The sequence below is a fragment of the Clostridium kluyveri genome, from assembly GCF_001902295.1.
In the GTDB taxonomy this organism is placed as follows: Bacteria; Bacillota; Clostridia; order Clostridiales; family Clostridiaceae; genus Clostridium_B; species Clostridium_B kluyveri_B.
Genome location: NZ_CP018335.1, coordinates 884,161 through 901,416 on the forward strand (window position 1 = coordinate 884,161; position 17,256 = coordinate 901,416).

Annotated in this window: 14 protein-coding genes; 9 read left to right on the top strand and 5 right to left on the bottom strand. The window is 30.6% G+C overall.

The genetic code is table 11. The features are described 5' to 3' along the window. Positions 1 to 25: 25 nt before the first annotated feature. Together BS101_RS04610 and BS101_RS04615 are read right to left on the bottom strand one after the other, a co-directional pair. A complete protein-coding gene (locus tag BS101_RS04610; protein WP_073537755.1) occupies positions 26 to 394 on the bottom strand; it encodes a DUF1634 domain-containing protein in 369 nt (122 codons plus the stop codon). After that, positions 394 to 1,245, bottom strand: a complete 852-nt coding sequence (locus BS101_RS04615) for a sulfite exporter TauE/SafE family protein (protein ID WP_198039569.1) — start codon at positions 1,243 to 1,245, stop codon at positions 394 to 396. Before BS101_RS04615 ends, BS101_RS04610 begins: the two co-directional genes overlap by 1 nt. Positions 1,246 to 1,355: 110 nt before the next feature. Between BS101_RS04615 and BS101_RS04620 the strand changes: the two genes are divergently transcribed. Then, positions 1,356 to 1,787, top strand: coding sequence for a hypothetical protein (locus tag BS101_RS04620; protein ID WP_073537757.1), 432 nt, complete (start codon positions 1,356 to 1,358; stop codon positions 1,785 to 1,787). Between the two features lie 135 nt (positions 1,788 to 1,922). On the opposite strand, the gene BS101_RS04625 is transcribed toward BS101_RS04620, so the two are convergent. Further along, positions 1,923 to 3,233, bottom strand: a complete 1,311-nt coding sequence (locus BS101_RS04625) for an aminotransferase class V-fold PLP-dependent enzyme (RefSeq protein WP_073537758.1) — start codon at positions 3,231 to 3,233, stop codon at positions 1,923 to 1,925. A gap of 285 nt (positions 3,234 to 3,518) precedes the next feature. On the opposite strand from BS101_RS04625, the gene dhaL reads away from it, so the two are divergent. Together dhaL and dhaM are read left to right on the top strand one after the other, a co-directional pair. Then, complete coding sequence (gene dhaL, locus BS101_RS04630; protein WP_073537759.1) at positions 3,519 to 4,172, top strand: dihydroxyacetone kinase subunit DhaL; 654 nt, start codon at positions 3,519 to 3,521, stop codon at positions 4,170 to 4,172. A gap of 35 nt (positions 4,173 to 4,207) precedes the next feature. Beyond that, a complete protein-coding gene (gene dhaM / locus BS101_RS04635; protein WP_011989266.1) occupies positions 4,208 to 4,600 on the top strand; it encodes a dihydroxyacetone kinase phosphoryl donor subunit DhaM in 393 nt (130 codons plus the stop codon). Positions 4,601 to 4,936: 336 nt separating this feature from the next. On the opposite strand, the gene aspD is transcribed toward dhaM, so the two are convergent. Continuing rightward, entirely contained in the window at positions 4,937 to 6,580 is a 1,644-nt protein-coding gene (aspD, locus tag BS101_RS04640) for an aspartate 4-decarboxylase (RefSeq protein WP_073537760.1), read from the bottom strand. 162 nt (positions 6,581 to 6,742) lie between these two features. On the opposite strand from aspD, the gene sdaAB reads away from it, so the two are divergent. Together sdaAB and sdaAA are read left to right on the top strand one after the other, a co-directional pair. Further along, the gene (gene sdaAB / locus BS101_RS04645; protein WP_073537761.1) at positions 6,743 to 7,426 is read left to right on the top strand and encodes an L-serine ammonia-lyase, iron-sulfur-dependent subunit beta; all 684 of its coding nucleotides are present in this window, start codon (positions 6,743 to 6,745) and stop codon (positions 7,424 to 7,426) included. Position 7,427: 1 nt separating this feature from the next. Next, a complete protein-coding gene (sdaAA, locus tag BS101_RS04650; protein ID WP_073537762.1) occupies positions 7,428 to 8,306 on the top strand; it encodes an L-serine ammonia-lyase, iron-sulfur-dependent, subunit alpha in 879 nt (292 codons plus the stop codon). 106 nt (positions 8,307 to 8,412) lie between these two features. Here the strand turns inward: sdaAA and BS101_RS04655 are convergent, their stop codons facing one another. Beyond that, positions 8,413 to 8,616, bottom strand: coding sequence for a cold-shock protein (locus BS101_RS04655; RefSeq protein WP_011989270.1), 204 nt, complete (start codon positions 8,614 to 8,616; stop codon positions 8,413 to 8,415). Positions 8,617 to 8,836: 220 nt separating this feature from the next. Here BS101_RS04655 and BS101_RS04660 point away from each other — a divergent pair, with 220 nt between their 5' ends. The 4 genes from BS101_RS04660 to addA all read left to right on the top strand — a co-directional run bounded on the left by BS101_RS04660 (position 8,837) and on the right by addA (position 17,126). Continuing rightward, the gene (locus BS101_RS04660) at positions 8,837 to 10,018 is read left to right on the top strand and encodes an MFS transporter (protein ID WP_073537763.1); all 1,182 of its coding nucleotides are present in this window, start codon (positions 8,837 to 8,839) and stop codon (positions 10,016 to 10,018) included. Between the two features lie 155 nt (positions 10,019 to 10,173). Continuing rightward, on the top strand, positions 10,174 to 11,664 hold the full coding sequence (gene thrC, locus BS101_RS04665) for a threonine synthase (protein WP_073537764.1): 1,491 nt from the start codon (positions 10,174 to 10,176) through the stop codon (positions 11,662 to 11,664). A gap of 650 nt (positions 11,665 to 12,314) precedes the next feature. After that, positions 12,315 to 13,376 (top strand): sensor domain-containing diguanylate cyclase, encoded by a 1,062-nt coding sequence (locus tag BS101_RS04670; RefSeq protein WP_073537765.1) that lies wholly within the window; start codon positions 12,315 to 12,317, stop codon positions 13,374 to 13,376. Between the two features lie 39 nt (positions 13,377 to 13,415). Next, entirely contained in the window at positions 13,416 to 17,126 is a 3,711-nt protein-coding gene (gene addA / locus BS101_RS04675) for a helicase-exonuclease AddAB subunit AddA (RefSeq protein ID WP_073537766.1), read from the top strand. Positions 17,127 to 17,256: the final 130 nt, after the last annotated feature.

Below are 17,256 nucleotides of genomic sequence, written 5' to 3' on the forward strand. Positions count from 1 at the left end.
TGGAGGATAATTATTTTAAATTCACTTACTTTTCTATAAAAAAGCTTAGTATAAGTATTAAAAGTACCAATGTGGTAATTTTCACATATAAGAAGTCTTCTTCTTTTAAAAATACTAGTATAGATATTGCCACCCGCAGCATAGGTATCAGTATTAAGGCTAATAGTCCTAACATTATAATGGCATAGGGTTTTAAATAAATACTATCTTTTAATATTTCCAGGGGTGAAGTAGGATAATAGTTAGGTGAATATCCCGTATAACCTAATGTTAAAAACATTATAAGACCTGTAAGTATTATAATTGAACTTAGTATTATTCCTATTCTTAAAAAAATTCCTATTATTAATTCTATATTATATGTATCTTTTTTATTAGTGGTATGTTTTTTCATTATTTTCCTCCTAATCCTTTCAATATCATTTGTATTGATATATAAATAAGAAAAGGCACAAATATTTTTCTGATAGTCTTACTTTTCATGTTTTCCATGATTTTAGCCCCTATGGTAGCACCTAATAACACTCCCAGGGCAACTGGAGCAGAAATTTTAGGATCTATGTCTCCTCTTAAAAGATATATTCCTGCACTGGCAGTGGCAGTAACACCCATCATAAAATTACTGGTGGCACTGGAAACTTTTAGAGGTAATTTCATGAATAAGTCCATAGCCATAACTTTAAAACTTCCACTTCCAATCCCAAGGAGACCTGAAATAATTCCAGCGCCATACATTACTCCAAATCCTGAAGGCACTCCAGATACTTTGTATGATATATCTTCATTTAAAAATTTATCATGATATTGTCCATTCAGTTTGAGTTTTTCTGCAAGAGGATGAGTCTCAATAATTTCAGTAGATTCCATCCTACCTTTTTTAAACATGGCAAAGGCAGAATATAGAAGAAGTATACCAAATAAGAAGTAAAGATAATATGGATTTATGATTCCGCCCAGAAAAGCACCTGTTATAGCCCCTAGGGTAGTAGCTATTTCCAGAAACATTCCAATCCTTATATTGGTTAGTTTATCCCTTATGTAAGCCACAGCAGAACCGCTGGAGGTGGCGATTACCGATATTAGACTGGCACCTATGGCATATTTTATATCTATACCAAATAAAATTGTAAGAGCAGGGGTAATTACGGTCCCACCACCTAAGCCCAATATGGAGCCAACTATACCAGCCACTATAGATATGATAAAAATTTGCAGTATTAAAAGTGACAATAGATCATCTCCCATGTTGAATAAATTTTATTTTTCAAGTATTATTATAACAAGGAATATGTAGGTGGTATATTCAAAAACATAAAAATATTTAAAATATATGAGGATAAAGGATAGTGTTTATAATGAATGACAAAAGTTTGAATTTTAATATTAAAATCTTGTTTTTTGTAGCAGCTTTGACTGCAGCATATTTTTATGTAGATAAATTAGAAATTATTGCTTTAATTCCTTTGGCATTATGCATATATGATGCATGTTATATATTTTTTAAAGTTAAAAATAGGGATGGACTTAGAATATTTTTTATAATAACTACTGTTTTAGCATTAATTTTTATGATCCATACTGTAGTAGCCTATGGAATATCAAATCCTGTTCCAGTAATACTTATATTTATTATGACCAATTTATTTTTCATATATAATCTTATATTATACTTTTATAAAAGATATGGTAAATCAAACCTTATATTTATATTTTTGGGTTGGATTATATGTGACAGTACCCCAATAGTTATGTTGTTTATATTGTCTGCAGGACTTTCTGCTAAATAATAAATGGTAGAGATTCAGTAGAATTAGGAAAATTACCAGTTGAATTACACAAATTCAGGAATTACTTGATAATACAAAAAATTATAATACAACATATTTGATAAAAATATATGTTGTATTATAGAGGTAAATTTATTATATAGTACTTTTGTTCTTAATTATCTTTTTCAAAGTATTAATTAAAATATCAACTTCGCTATAAGTATTATATAATCCAAAACTTAATCTAACCATGCCGGGGCGAAAATCGTTATAATTATATTTAAAATAATTTATTTCCTCTGGAGAAAGTTTTAAAAGTCTCTGTACATAAGGGTTGGCACAAAAGCATCCATTTCTTACTGCAATACCACTAAGTTCTGAAAGAAGTTTCGCAGTGGTTTCGTGGTGAATTCCTTTTATATTAAAAGGCAGTATGGCAACCTTATTGCAATCAGGTTTTGTATCACCATAAAAAATAATATCTGGAAGTTTCATCATTTTATTTAAAGCATATTTATAAAGTTCTATTTCTTTATTGTCTATGGCATTCATACCTAGTTTATTCAATACTTTTATTGCGGCTGTAAGTGCTATTACTCCTATTACATTAGGAGTTCCAGCTTCGTTTTTTTCAGGAGGGTCAGCCCAGAGTACATAATCATCTGTTACAAGTTTTATAGTACCACCTCCACTGTATTCAGGAGCTGCATTATAAAAGATTTTTTTTGGACCTATCAGTACACCTATACCAAAAGGAGAATACATTTTGTGGGCAGAGAAGGCCAAATAGTCAATACATTCTTCTTTCAGGGGACGGTTCATATATATAGGGTAATGGGCTACTGCTTGTGCACCGTCTACAAGAATTTCTGCTCCAAAGCTGTGGGCAATTTTTGCTATTTCATATATTGGATTTTTATATCCTGTTACATTTGAAGCTCCTGCTACACATACCAATTTAATTTTACCGTTATGCTTTTTCAATTTATATTTTAAATCTGATAAATTTAATTTTCCGAGCTCGTCCAATTCTACATAATCTACTTTAAATTTATGCCTCCAGGGTAGATCATTAGAATGATGTTCCATTCGAGTGGTCAATATAACTGAATCTTTATACAAATCATTGAGTATATAGGATAATTTATTTATGGCTTCTGTAGTATTTTTTACATAGATTACCGTATTTTCTTTGCTGTCACAGTGGACAAAATTACATATAGTATTTCTTGAAAGCTCATAAGCTTCAGAGGAAAATTGAGATTTAAAACCAGTTCCTCTATGAATTGAGGAGTAATATGGTGAAAAATCATTTATTTTTTTTAAAACATAGTTAAAAGGGGGAGTAGTAGCTGCATTATCAAAATTTATGGCAGTTACAAATTTATTGTTTTTTGAAGGAATTTTTGTATTTACACCCGCTATAAGCCCTCTGTAGCCATAATTTATTTCACCATAGGACAATTGAAATCACTTCCTGTTAGCTTTATTATAGAAGTAAAAGCATTTAAAAAGTATAATGGCATACTTTTACTTCTATTTATATTATGTAGCGGTAATTATAAATGTACCAAATTATTTTTTTATTTTATGAATAAAACATTGCACATTTTCTATATTTCTTATATATTATATGTAACAAATATAAAGAGAATAAAATGGTGATGGATAGTATAGCTGTAAACGATAACGTAGCTGCTAAAAATATCTATTTATATAAAATATAAATGTAGAAGGAGATACATATATATGAGCATAAATGGAGTACAGGTAAGAGAAATATTAAATAGTATGGCCATATTGATAAATGAGAATGTAGATTATTTAACCGAACTTGATGCAGCTATAGGAGATGGAGATCATGGTTTGAATTTGGACAAGGGATTTACGGCTGTGAGAAGAAAACTGAAGGATAAGGACCTAAATGATATAGGGCATATTCTTAAAAAGGTTGGTATGATTCTGGTATCAAATACAGGAGGGGCATCAGGTTCTCTTTACGGTACTGCCTTTATAAGAGCAGGCATGACAGCAGATGGAAAACAGACTGTGGATATAAAGGATTTTTTAGAAATGCTTGAACAAGCTTTAGTTGGGATTAAAATGAGAGGAAGAGGAAAGCTTGGAGGTAAAACCATGATAGACGCCATAGAACCTGCAGTGAACTCTTTAAGATATTCTATAAGTAAGGGATTAGATAGTATACAATCTCTCGAGAATGTAAGAAATGCTGCTCTTATAGGAGTAAAAAGTACTGAAAGTATAATTTGTAAAAATGGAAAAGCCAGTTATCTAGGAGAAAAAAGTATAGGGTATCCAGATCCGGGGGCTACATCCAGTTATCTTATGTTAAATGCTATTTATGAAAAAGTTAAAGAACTATGTGCAGTAGAAAAGAGTTAATTTAGGTTAACTAATTTTATTAGGAGGTTATTTTGATGGTTGGCGTTGTAATCGTATCTCATAGTAGTGAAATTGCTAGAGGGGTGAAAAATCTGGTTGAACAAATTTCTCCAGAGAGTAATGTGGCATCTGCTGGAGGTACAAAGGACGGCAGACTTGGTACTGATGCATGTAAAATAAAAAGTGCTATAGAAAAGGTTTATAGTGAAGATGGAGTGCTTATATTATTTGATTTGGGCAGCGCATATATGAATGCGGAGATGGCAATTGAATTTTTGGACAAGAGTATGCAATCAAAGGTTCAAATAATAAATGGAGCATTGGTAGAATCAGCACTGATAGCTGTAGTAGATTCTAGTATAGGCAAAAGCATAGAAGAAATAAAGGAACATTTAGAATGTATGTGTATAGATAAAATGCCTTTATAAAATTAGAGAATGATAAATATCTTCAATAAAAAACAAATTAGTGTTCTAGTTTATTTCATATAATACTGTTTAAATGGATTCCTATGATGATATTATTGTCATAGGAATCTGTTTTCTGTTTGATATCAAGTAACCCTATAATTTTAATTGTTTTATCCGATCGCTACCACTGCTAACACCCCATCTTCTATCAAAGTGGGGGATAAGCACTGCTACGCGCCTGGATAAGTTCTTCCCCTAAAGGATAACGTATTCTAAGTGCTAAAGACACTAAGAATACTGTTAATAAGGTTCAGCTGGAGAAAAGCAGTTCTCATAAGCAAGCTCCACCTGAACCTAAGAATCACTTGATTTTTGGCTGTTTTTCCAATCTCTCAGGCAGTCTTTTAAAATATTGTGGAGTATATGGCCTATTTCGGAGTAGGATTCATCATTTAAGTTTGCAAGGGAGATTCTTATGGACCATTCTGGTGCATAAAATCCGGCACCACTTAATAGTACTATGGAAGATTTCTCGGCCAATTTAAAAAGAATATCCACTGGTTTATAATTTTCCTTTAAGTATGATCCAAATTCTTTACCATAATGATGCTCTGACCATTCAAGCAAATCAAATTCAGCATAATAAGAGGCATCATATTCATTTTTTTGTAAATCTATTCCCAATCCATCAAATAATAATTTTTTGCGTTTTCTACAAATGCTATTTGTTAAGTTTCTATATTTTTTTTCTTTGTCCAGTAGATCAAAAGCTGCAAAAAAAGCCATTTGTACTTGTTGGGGGGTAGAAAGGCCTGCGGTATGTTGGAGTGCTACTTGACGGCTATCTGCCACAATTCTATCGATAAAATCAATTTCTCCGGGGTTGACTGAAAGGGCTTCATAGCGTTTCTTAATAGATTTTTTTTTATTTTCCGGTAATGTTTTTAAAAGTTTATCGAATATATTATTTTTATGAAGAGCAATTGTTCCTAAACGCCAACCAGTTACTCCAAAGTATTTTGAAAAAGAATAGACTCCTATGGAATTAAAAGGTAAAGCTGATACTATAGAATGAAAATTATCTGGAAAAGTTCCATATACATCATCGGAAATTATCATTAAATTGGGGTTTTTATTTTTAACTATTTTCACCAAATATTCTATAGATTCAGATCTTATAGCTACTGAAGGAGGATTACTGGGATTAACTAAAAATAAAGCTTTAATGCCTGGGTCATATAATTTTTCAAGTTCTGATTTAGGATATTGCCAAGTATGAGTACTGTCTTCTAGAGATTCAGATGCCATAATCCTGATTAGGTCAAAATCGTATCTAGGTATAACTGGAATTTCGAGATAGGGGGTGAAAATCGGAGTCATAATTGCAATTTTATCTCTTCTATGTAATAATTCATTGGCTATTAGAGAGTCAAATATGTAACATATTGCTGCAGTGGCACCTTCTACTGAAAATAATTTAAACTCTAGGGAAGAATCTTTAATATTGTATATCCGTTCAATTAAATATTGATGAATTATTTTTTCTACATGGATTAACATTCTATTTGGAGTAGGGTAATTGTCACCAATAATTCCATCTGTTAGTTCATAAATCCAATCTTCTGCAATGAATCCTTGAAAATTGATACCATAATTTATAATGTTCTTAAGTAATTTTACTCCGGGGGAATTTTTGTGATTTTCCAGATATGTGTAAAATCTTTTATCAATACCCTTTTTCTGGGGCATTCCAGCCAAGGTATCTTGATTCCAAGTTCTTCTACATTCTTCTGCAGCGAACTGCCCAAAGGTAAAAAAGGCTTCTCTAGGGGTAATTGATACCCAATTGGGATTACCTCTTCCGGCATCTAAAAGAGTGCGAATGCTTTTTTTCTTTTGATTTTTAGCAAGATTAATTAGTTTATCTTTTAGTTCAAAAGGACTAATTCTGCCATAAATGCGTTCTAATTCTAATAATTGAATATTTTTATTATACATAGTTAATCCTCCTTATATAACTTTTTTTATAATTATATTATAATTACAAAGTTTATATTATGTAGATTTATGATGTAATATTCTAATTTTAGATATAATAATAGTATTTACTTTTATGTGTAAATTCTTATAATATAAGATTGTTGGGAGGTTGGTGTTAAGGTGAGAGAATATAGCGTTTTTGATATTTTAGGACCTATTATGATAGGGCCTTCAAGTTCTCATACGGCAGGAGCCGCAAGATTAGCTAAAATTGCGGAAATTATTGCAGAAGACAATATTTCGAAAGTTCAGTTTTTACTTCATGGTTCTTTTGCAAAAACTTATAAAGGGCATGGCACAGATAAAGCACTGGTTGCTGGAATATTAGGTATGAGTCCATGGGATGAAAATTTAAAGAACTCTATGGAAATAGCGGAGGAAAGAGGTATTTCTGTAGAATTTATAGAAATGGATTTAGGAGATGTACATCCAAATACAGTTAAATTTATTATAACTAAAAAAAACGGCGAAGTGTCACAAATAATGGGCTCATCTATAGGTGGAGGTAATGTAGTGATAAATGAAGTAGATAAGGATAAAATAGAATTTACAGGGGTTTATCCTACTATACTTATAAACCATTTAGATATGCCAGGTATGGTTGCCAGGGTATCGGAAGTACTTTATGAACATGAAATAAATATAGCTTTTATGAAAGTATATAGAAAAAGTATAAAAGGTTCCAGAGCGGTTATGGTATTTGAGGTGGATGATTTTATCATAAAAGATGTAGTGGATGAAATAGAAAATATACCTAATATATATAAAGTAAGGGCTATAAACCCTGTAAATGAGGAGGAGTAACATGGTTGATACTGGCAATGAATTAATAGATATATGCAGTAAAAAGAAGATGAAAATATGGGAGTATGTAATTGAAGAAGAAATGAAATCAGAGAATAGAAGTAGAGAAGAAGTTTTTAAGGCTATGACAAAAAATTTTTATGTGATGAAAGATTCTGCAGAATATGGGTTAACTCATAAAATGAAATCTATAAGTGGACTTACAGGAGGAGATGCTTATAAATTAAATAGATATTATGAAAAGGGAGAGACTCTTACAGGTAAGTATATGATAAAGGCTATGGCAAGAGCTTTATCATGTTCAGAAGTAAATGCTGCCATGGGAAAAATTGTGGCTGCACCTACAGCAGGCTCCTGTGGGATAATTCCAGGAGCAATAATAACTGCAGGAGAAATATTAGATAAAAAAGATGAGGATATGATTAAGGGATTGTTCACTGCTTCTGGAGTAGGGATAATAATAGCTAAAAATGCCAGTATGTCCGGGGCAGAAGGTGGATGTCAGGCAGAATGTGGTTCTGCAGCAGCCATGGCAGCTGCAGGAATAGTTGAGATTATGGGTGGTACTCCCAAACAAGCATTGGATGCAGCAGCCATAGTAATAAAGAATATAATGGGATTAGTGTGTGACCCGGTAGCAGGGCTTGTAGAAATTCCATGTGCCAAGCGAAATGTGGGTGGAACAGTAAGTGCATTGACTACAGCGGATATGGTTATGGCAGGAGTCTGCAGTAAAATTCCTTTTGATGATACTGTTTTGGCTATGTATAAAGTGGGAAGGCAATTACCCTGTGAATTAAGGGAAACAGCTCTTGGAGGGGTTGCAGTTACAGATACAGGGCTTAAATTGAAAGAAAAAGTCCTAGGAAATAATATATAAGAATTAAAAACTGTTTTTAAAAATGAAAAACCACCTTTTAAAAATAAAGGTGGTTAAAACATTCGTTCATTTATGTTAAGATGTTTTATTATGCTATAAAATTGTATTATAATTTTACAACATTAGCAGCTTGAAGACCTTTTGGTCCTTCTTCAACATCAAATTGAACTTTCTGACCTTCTTCTAAGTTCTTTCTTGCTTCATTACTCTGAATTGCAGTGAAATGTACGAAAACGTCATTTTCACCTGGGACTTCAATAAATCCAAATCCTTTCTCAGAGTTAAACCATTTTACTGTTCCTGTTTTCATTTATTATCCTCCTAAGATAAAACACTTATAATTGATATATCTTAATTTTGTATATCGGTGTTTATTAATTATTGATTACATTAGTATATCATAAAGAAATAAAATTAACAATATATTTTAAAGTATTTATTTCTATTATTGTTATTTAGTAAAAACATTATGCATTAGATTTATGATATAATCGAAATAAATTTTATAAAAATCTATGGAGGAATTTATTATGGAGCATAAAGAAATAGACCATAAAAATATAGATTCCAGACTTGTTTGGATTATGGCTATAATTTGTGGAGTAACGGTAGCAAATCTATATTACAACCAGCCTTTGCTTGGAGAGTTATCTCGAAGCTTCAATGTATCTACAAAGGATATAGGTTTAGTATCTACTTTTACTCAAATAGGATATGGAATAGGAATGTTTTTTATAATACCCTTGGGTGATATCATAGAAAGAAAAGGAATGATTTTAAAATTATTATTGGCTTCTGCAATATCTTTACTTTTATTTGTTTCTTGTAAAGATATAAAGGCTGTTATTGTCTGCAGCTTTTTAGTTGGATTTACAACAGTAATTCCCCAACTTATAGTGCCTTTTGCAGCAGAACTTTCATTGCCTGAAGAAAGGGGGAGAGTTCTAGGAACTGTTTTGAGGGGACTTCTAGCAGGCATTTTATTAGCTCGTACCATAAGTGGATTTATAGGAACTTTTCTGGGATGGAGAAGTATGTATTACATTGCTGCTGTACTCATGATTATTTTATATATAGCAGTAGTTAGATTTTTACCTAAAAGTGAGCCTTTGTCTAGGGAATCCTATAAAAATATACTTATTTCTTTAAAAGATATAATTAAGAAAGAATCACTGCTTAGAGAAGCATCTTTAAGTGGCGCCATGATGTTTGGAGCTTTCAGTATATTTTGGACAACCATTATATTCTTTTTAGAATCGCCAAGTTATAATATGGGAAGCAAGACGGCAGGATTATTTAGTCTAATTGGAATATCAGGGGTAATTGCTGCTCCTATTATAGGTAGTTTTAGTGATAAGAAAGGAACTAAATTTACTGTAGGTATTTCTATTTTTTTTGCTGCAGCGGGATTTGTAGTATTTCTCATATTTGGACATAATATTGTAGGGCTTATAATTGGATTAATATTACTAGATCTCGGTACTCAATCAGGTCAAGTTTCAAATCAAACCCGTGTACACAGTCTTTTACCAGAAGCTAGAAGTAGATTAAATACAGTTTTTATGGTTGCCTATTTTATCGGGGGAGCGTTAGGCTCTTTTATAGGTACCTACAGTTGGAATTCATACGGTTGGATGGGAGTGTGTATATCAGGACTGACTTTTTTATCTATTGCTTTAATTAATCATATAGTTACTATGAGAGCTGCGTGAGTATATTATAAATAATAAATATTTATTTTAAAATATAATTTAACGTGGCAAGAATATGTTTCAATTATAATTTTCAAGTTATATGTCATATGTTATTATATATATTAATATGTGTTAACTACATGGTGTTATAATTTTAGGAGGAGTGATATATTTTGAAGGAGATTTATTATAATAGTACCAGAGGTCTAAATAAAAATTTTACTGCATCCAGGGCAATATTAAATGGAATATCCGAGGATGGGGGATTATTTATTCCGCATACCATACCTTTTATAGATGAAGAGGGGTTAAAAAAACTTAAGTATATGACTTATAAGGAATTGGCCTTGTGTATAATTGAAAAATTCTTTACAGACTTTAGCAAAGAAGAATTAAAAGAATGCATAGATTTAGCCTATGATAATAAATTTGAATCGGATAAAATAGTTCCTTTGGAAAAAGTCGGAGATGTATTTTATCTAGAGCTATTTCATGGTCCAACTTTAGCTTTTAAGGATATGGCATTATGCCTTTTGCCGCATTTGATGAAGACTGCTGCTAAAAAACAGAAATTACATAAAGAAATAGTAATACTTACAGCGACATCTGGAGATACAGGAAAGGCCGCTTTGGAGGGCTTTGCAAATGTAGAAGGGACTAAAATAGTAGTATTTTTCCCGGAACAGGGAGTAAGCAAAATTCAAAAAAAGCAGATGGTGACCCAGCAGGGGGAAAATACAAAAGTAATAGGTATAGAAGGAAACTTTGATGATGCCCAAAGCGAAGTAAAGAAAATTTTCAATGATCATGAATTAAAGGAAGAACTAAATGAAAATTCCTACAGATTTTCTTCTGCCAATTCCATAAACATAGGAAGACTTATTCCTCAAGTAGTTTATTATTTTTATGGATATATGGAACTTTTGAGAAGAGGAGAAATAAACTTTGGGGACAAAATAAATTTTTCTGTTCCTACAGGAAACTTTGGGAATATACTTGCAGCTTATTATGCTAAAAAAATGGGACTTCCAATTAACAAGCTCATATGCGCATCAAATGAAAATAGGGTACTTTACGATTTCTTTGAAAATGGAACCTATGATGCAGAAAGAGAATTTATTTTAACTATATCTCCTTCCATGGATATACTTATATCAAGCAATCTTGAGAGACTTATATATGATATAAGCGGCAAGGATTCCACGGTTGTGAACAAACTCATGACAAATTTAAGTGAACACAGTAAGTATACAGTTAGTGAAAGCATGAAAGAGGAATTGAAGGTATTTTACGGAGGATTTGCGAGTGAAGAAGAGACTTTGAAGTGCATAAAAGAAACCTTTGATACATATCAGTATCTTATGGATACTCATACTTCTGTAGCCTATTCTGTATATAAAAATTACTTGAGGGATACTTGTGATGATACAAAAACCATAGTGATTTCAACAGCAAGTCCATTTAAATTCACCAAATCTGTAATGAGTGCTTTGGACACTAAATATAGTTCTCAGGAAGATCTGGAACTTGTGGAAGTTATGAGTAAAATTGCATCACTTGAAATTCCAGCACCTATAAGAAAATTGGAAGATAGCAAAGTTGTTCATGATACTGTATGTAAGAGGGAAGAGATGAAGGAAGAAATTAGAAAATTTTTATTGTAGTTTATTGCATAATGAAATAATACTTAATTTACCAGATGACTTGATATTTTATTTGGTAAATTCTTTTTTAACTAATCATATGTAAAATTATGTTATGTTTTTTACTCAATTATGGCCTCATTGTTAGTAAACCCCTAATATAAAAACACATAAAGGTTTAAGTAGAATTTACTAGAATTTTGGAGAATAAAGTCATAAATACTCTGTTAATTTAATGTAAAAAATCTAATGGACATTCCTTATGAGTAGTATAATGTGAAATTAAGAGTTATAATTGTAATATAAATTTTAATTTTATTATATATTATTTTAAATGAGCTGTTTGAGAGATGTAAATTGTTAAGAATAATTTACATAATGTTAGACATATTTATAAGGAAAAATTTTCTTGTGAATATACACTTTTAAAAGTATAATTATTAATATACAATAATTTTTATGGCTGCATTGTATTAATTATCTAATGGGTTAATTTATCCGAATGTTGTAAATAGCCACTGCGTCCATCTTTTTCAAAGTGGGAGATAAGCACGGCTAACGCATCTGGATAGGTTTTTCTAAGATTAAGGTGGAGAATACATTTTTTATAGGCAAACTCCACCTTAACCTAAGGAGAACTCGATCAATAGTTTTAAATAGAGGAGAGGGTTATGTTAGCATCATTATTAGAGAAATATAATAAACTAAAGCTTGATTATGAAGGTTATCAAAAAATGGCTGAAGAAACCATACAAAGACAGAATATAAAGATTGTAGAGTTAGATAAAAAGCTAGATATGTTGTCTCTAATAGTTGAGACAAGTCAGTATATAAATAAATGTCTTGGAAGTGTGGAGATAATTTCTAAAATACAGGATATAATGATAGGAATTTTAGGAGTAACTTACTCTACTGTGTATATTTTAGAAAATAGAAAATTAAAATTAAAGTGTACTAATTTAAGCAGCACTAAACATCATTATAGTATAAACGAATATAATAGTAAAATAGTACACCAGCTAGATACTAAATTACACAACTCCTTCAACAATATATGTAAAGATGATATTCAAATCCACTCTTCAATATTCATGCCAATATATTTAAAACAAAGTCTTCTTGGTGCAATTATAGTAGAGCATAAAATATATAATTATTTAAATGAAGAGCATATTAAGCTTTTGACTGCACTTAGTAACCAAATTGCCATATGTATAGAAAATAATAGACTTTATAATAAGATAAAAGAAAACTCTCAAAAAGATTTTTTAACAGGCCTTTTTACCAGAAATTATTTTTTTTCTGTCATAAAGGAAAAGATAAAGAATTGTGGCTGTGGATTTGCTATTATAATGGTAGATATAGATAACTTTAAAAGATTTAATGATAATTTTGGCCACCAATATGGTGATGTGGTGCTTAAAACTGTAAGTAATATAATAAAAAGTAGTCTTAGAAAAGAAGATTTAGTAGCTAGATATGGTGGGGAAGAAATTATAATATATATGTATGATATTAAAGGAACTTTGGATGTATATAACAGAATGACTACAATAAGAAAGCGTATAGAAGATGAACTCATAGAATATAATGAGAATTCATCTCATGTGACGGTTTCTATGGGAATAAGTATATCCTCTAATAATGAGGAAAACGTTGAAGATATGATAAGAAAGGCTGATGTAAATTTATACAAGGCAAAAAATACGGGTAAAAATAAAGTAGTATGCTAATGAACTGATATTTTTATAGAATTGAATAAGGTGATAAATGTGAATACAAAGTGGACGGAAACTCAAAAAAGTGCCATATTTACTCCAAACTGCAACCTATTGGTGGCAGCAGGAGCGGGAACTGGTAAAACTGCAGTATTGGTAGAGAGAATACTACAGAAAGTGATAGATGATAGTGAAGAAGTTGATATAGATAAATTATTGGTGGTTACATTTACAAATGCAGCAGCTTCTGAGATGAAAGAGAGAGTTGGAGAGGCACTTTCTAAACTGCTTGAGTTAAATTGTACTTCTAAAAATCTTCAAAGACAACTTGCCTTATTAAGTCAATCCAACATAATGACAATACATTCTTTTTGCCTTAAGGTTATAAAGAATAATTTTCATAGAATAGATTTAGATCCTAATTTTAGAATATGTGATGACACAGAATCCAAGTTATTAAAGCAGGATGCCCTTTTAGAACTTTTTGAGGAAAAGTATGAAGAAGAAAATTTGGAATTTTTAAATTTGGTGGACGGATATGGGGGGAAAAATGATAGTAAACTTCAAGATATTGTACTTTCCCTATATGAATTTTCTCAGGGTAATCCATGGCCTAAAAAATGGCTTCACGATGTCTTAAAAGACTTCGATTTAGGCAGTGATTTTGATTTTGGAGATACTAAGTGGGCTAAGGTATTGATGCACAATGTAACTGTGGAGCTTAAAGGTTGTAAAAATAAGATGAAAAATATACTAAATACAATTGAAAATATAGAAGGATTGGAACATTATCTGGAAGCTCTTAAAAGTGATATTGAAAGTATAGATAAACTTATGAGTATTACCGCCTGGGATGAAATAAGAGATGAATTTATTAAGTTAAGTTTTAATAAACTTCCCTCTAAAAGAACAGAGCCTCTGCTTAAATCCTATAAAGATAAAGCCAGAGATACAAGAGATGAAGTAAAAAAGAAATTAATCAGTATAAGAGAAGATATAGTTTTATGCACAGATGATATATATGAAAATTTTAAAGAAGTATATCCTTTAATGAAATCTTTAATTTTTCTTGTTATGGACTTCTATGAAAAATACCATAATAAAAAAAGTGAAAGAAATATGATAGATTTTAATGATATAGAGCATTTCTGCCTTGAAATATTAACCAGTAGAGATAAGAATGGAGATATAATTCCCTCGGAAGCGGCTTTAGAATACAGAGAATACTTTGAAGAAATATTTATAGATGAGTATCAAGACAGTAATGAAGTTCAAGAAGTTATAATGAATATGATAACTAGGAAAGATATTTATGCTAATTTATTTATGGTGGGAGATGTAAAGCAGAGTATATATAGATTTAGACAGGCAAGGCCAGAATTATTCTTAGAAAAATATAATAGTTATGATGAAAAAGAGGGTAGTAAAAATAGGAAAATCAAGCTGTCTGAAAATTTTAGAAGCAGAAAAGAAATAATAGATGCTATAAATTATATATTTAAACAAATAATGTGCAGGGAAGTTGGAGAACTTGACTATGGTGAGGAAGAATGTTTAAAGAGTTCAGCAAGATATAAACCTTCTGAAGGAAATTGTGGTGGAGATGTAGAACTTCATGTGGTAGATAAAAAGGAAAATGAGAATAAATTAGAAGAAGATGAAAATGAGGAAGATTTATTAGATGCTATTTCCGCGGAGGCACGATTGGTGGCATCAAAGATAAATGAATTAGTAAATCCCTCATTGGATCAGCATGGTTTTAAAGTATATGATAAGGAAATTGATAACTATAGATCTATAATGTATAAAGATATAGTGATATTGATGCGTGCTACACAAAATTGGGCACCTGTGTTTGTGGAGGAACTAAATAATTCAGGAATACCTGTATTTGCTGATACTTCTGTGGGGTATTTTCAGGCTATTGAAATAAAAACTATAATATCTCTTCTTCAAATAATAGATAATCCGCTTCAAGATATTCCCTTTATAGCAGTGCTCCGCTCTCCTATAGGAGGATTTTCTCCAGAGGATCTTATAGATTTAAGAGTAGTTAATAGAGAAATATCTTTTTACGAAATACTAAAAGCTATAAAGGAGCATAGTCTAGAGTTAAAATACTCTCTAGAACATATAGATGAAAAATTGGAATATAAGGTGGAACAATTTTTTAATAAACTTTGTCTTTGGAGAAGAAAAGTGATACATATGCCCATAGATGAATTTATATGGCATATTTATATAGAAACAGGATATTATGGCTTTGTAGGCGCTATGCCTGGAGGTATTCAAAGACAGGCAAATTTAAGAATGTTATTTGAAAGAGCTAAACAGTATAAAAACATTAGTTATAAGGGGCTTTTTAATTTTATAAATTTTATAAATAAACTTAAAAGCAGTAGTACTGATATGGGAAATGCCAAGATACTTGGAGAAAATGAGAATGTAGTTAGAATAATGAGCATACATAAGAGCAAAGGATTGGAGTTTCCTGTAATAATACTTTCTGGAGCAGGAAAGAGATTCAATTTGACAGATATAAATAAAAGTGTATTATTTCACAAAGAACTAGGACTTGGACCAGAGTATGTAAATTCTAAAAGACATATTTCCTATCCTACTATTGTTAAGCAGGTATTAAAAAGAAAATTAAAGATGGAAACTCTTTCAGAGGAGATGAGAATACTTTATGTAGCTTTTACCAGAGCTAAAGAAAAACTTATAATAACAGGAACAGTAGATAATATTGAAAATACTTTTCAAAAGTGGTGTGAAGCGGCTTATTGTGAAGGAGATAAACTTCCTGAATATTCACTTATAAATTCCAGGAATTTTTTGGATTGGATAGGACCTGCAGTAGCAAGGCATCCTTGTGGAGAACTTATTAGAAAAGTGTGTCCTTTTGAATATAATTTAAATCTTATAACAGAAGATGATTCTAAATGGAAAGTATTTATATACAGTAAAGATAATTTTAAAAATACATTGGATGAGAATGCAGATGAAGATATAATAGGGCAGATTAAAAGTTTAGAGTCAGATAATAATAAAGAAATATACAAAAAAGAAGTGTATAGAAGACTTAATTGGACTTATAAATATGAACAATCTTCTAAAATAGCTGCTAAATTTTCAGTATCTGAGTTAAAGAGAAGATTCAAGTTAATAGATACAGAAAATGGTATAGAATTTATGGAACCAATATACTTAAAAAAACCGGCTTTTTTAAGGGAGAGCAAAGGACTCACTCCTTCTGAAAGAGGAATTATTATGCATCTTGTTATGCAGCACATTGATATTGACAAAGTTGGTTCTTATGGACAGATAAAAGAGCAAGTAGATAAATTGGTATTTAGAGAATTTATAACTGAAGCAGAAGCTAAGTCTATATCAATATATAAAATAATAAAGTTTTTTAATTCTGAAATTGGAATAAGAATGAAAAAGTCAAATAATGTATATAGAGAAGTTCCATTTTATATGGAAATAGAAAGTACAGAATTGTATAAACAGCTGCCACAGCACATATACAGAGATGAAAAAGTATTAATTCAGGGAATAATAGATTGTTATTTTGAAGAAAACAATGAATTAATACTCGTAGATTATAAAACGGATCATGTAGGAGATATAGATTCAATTAAAGAAAAATATCAAGTTCAAATTTATTATTATGGAAGGGCATTAGAAAAATTAACAGGTAAGAAAGTTAAAAGGAAATATTTGTATTTATTTTCTAAAGACTATACACTAGATTTATCTTAAATATAATTTAGATTACACTATAATTTTTAGTAACTTTTTTGAGAGTTTTTAATAATATATAAATATAAAAGATTTCAATATATACAAATTTTTATGGCTGTATAATAAAAAAAATTTATTATAGAGCCAA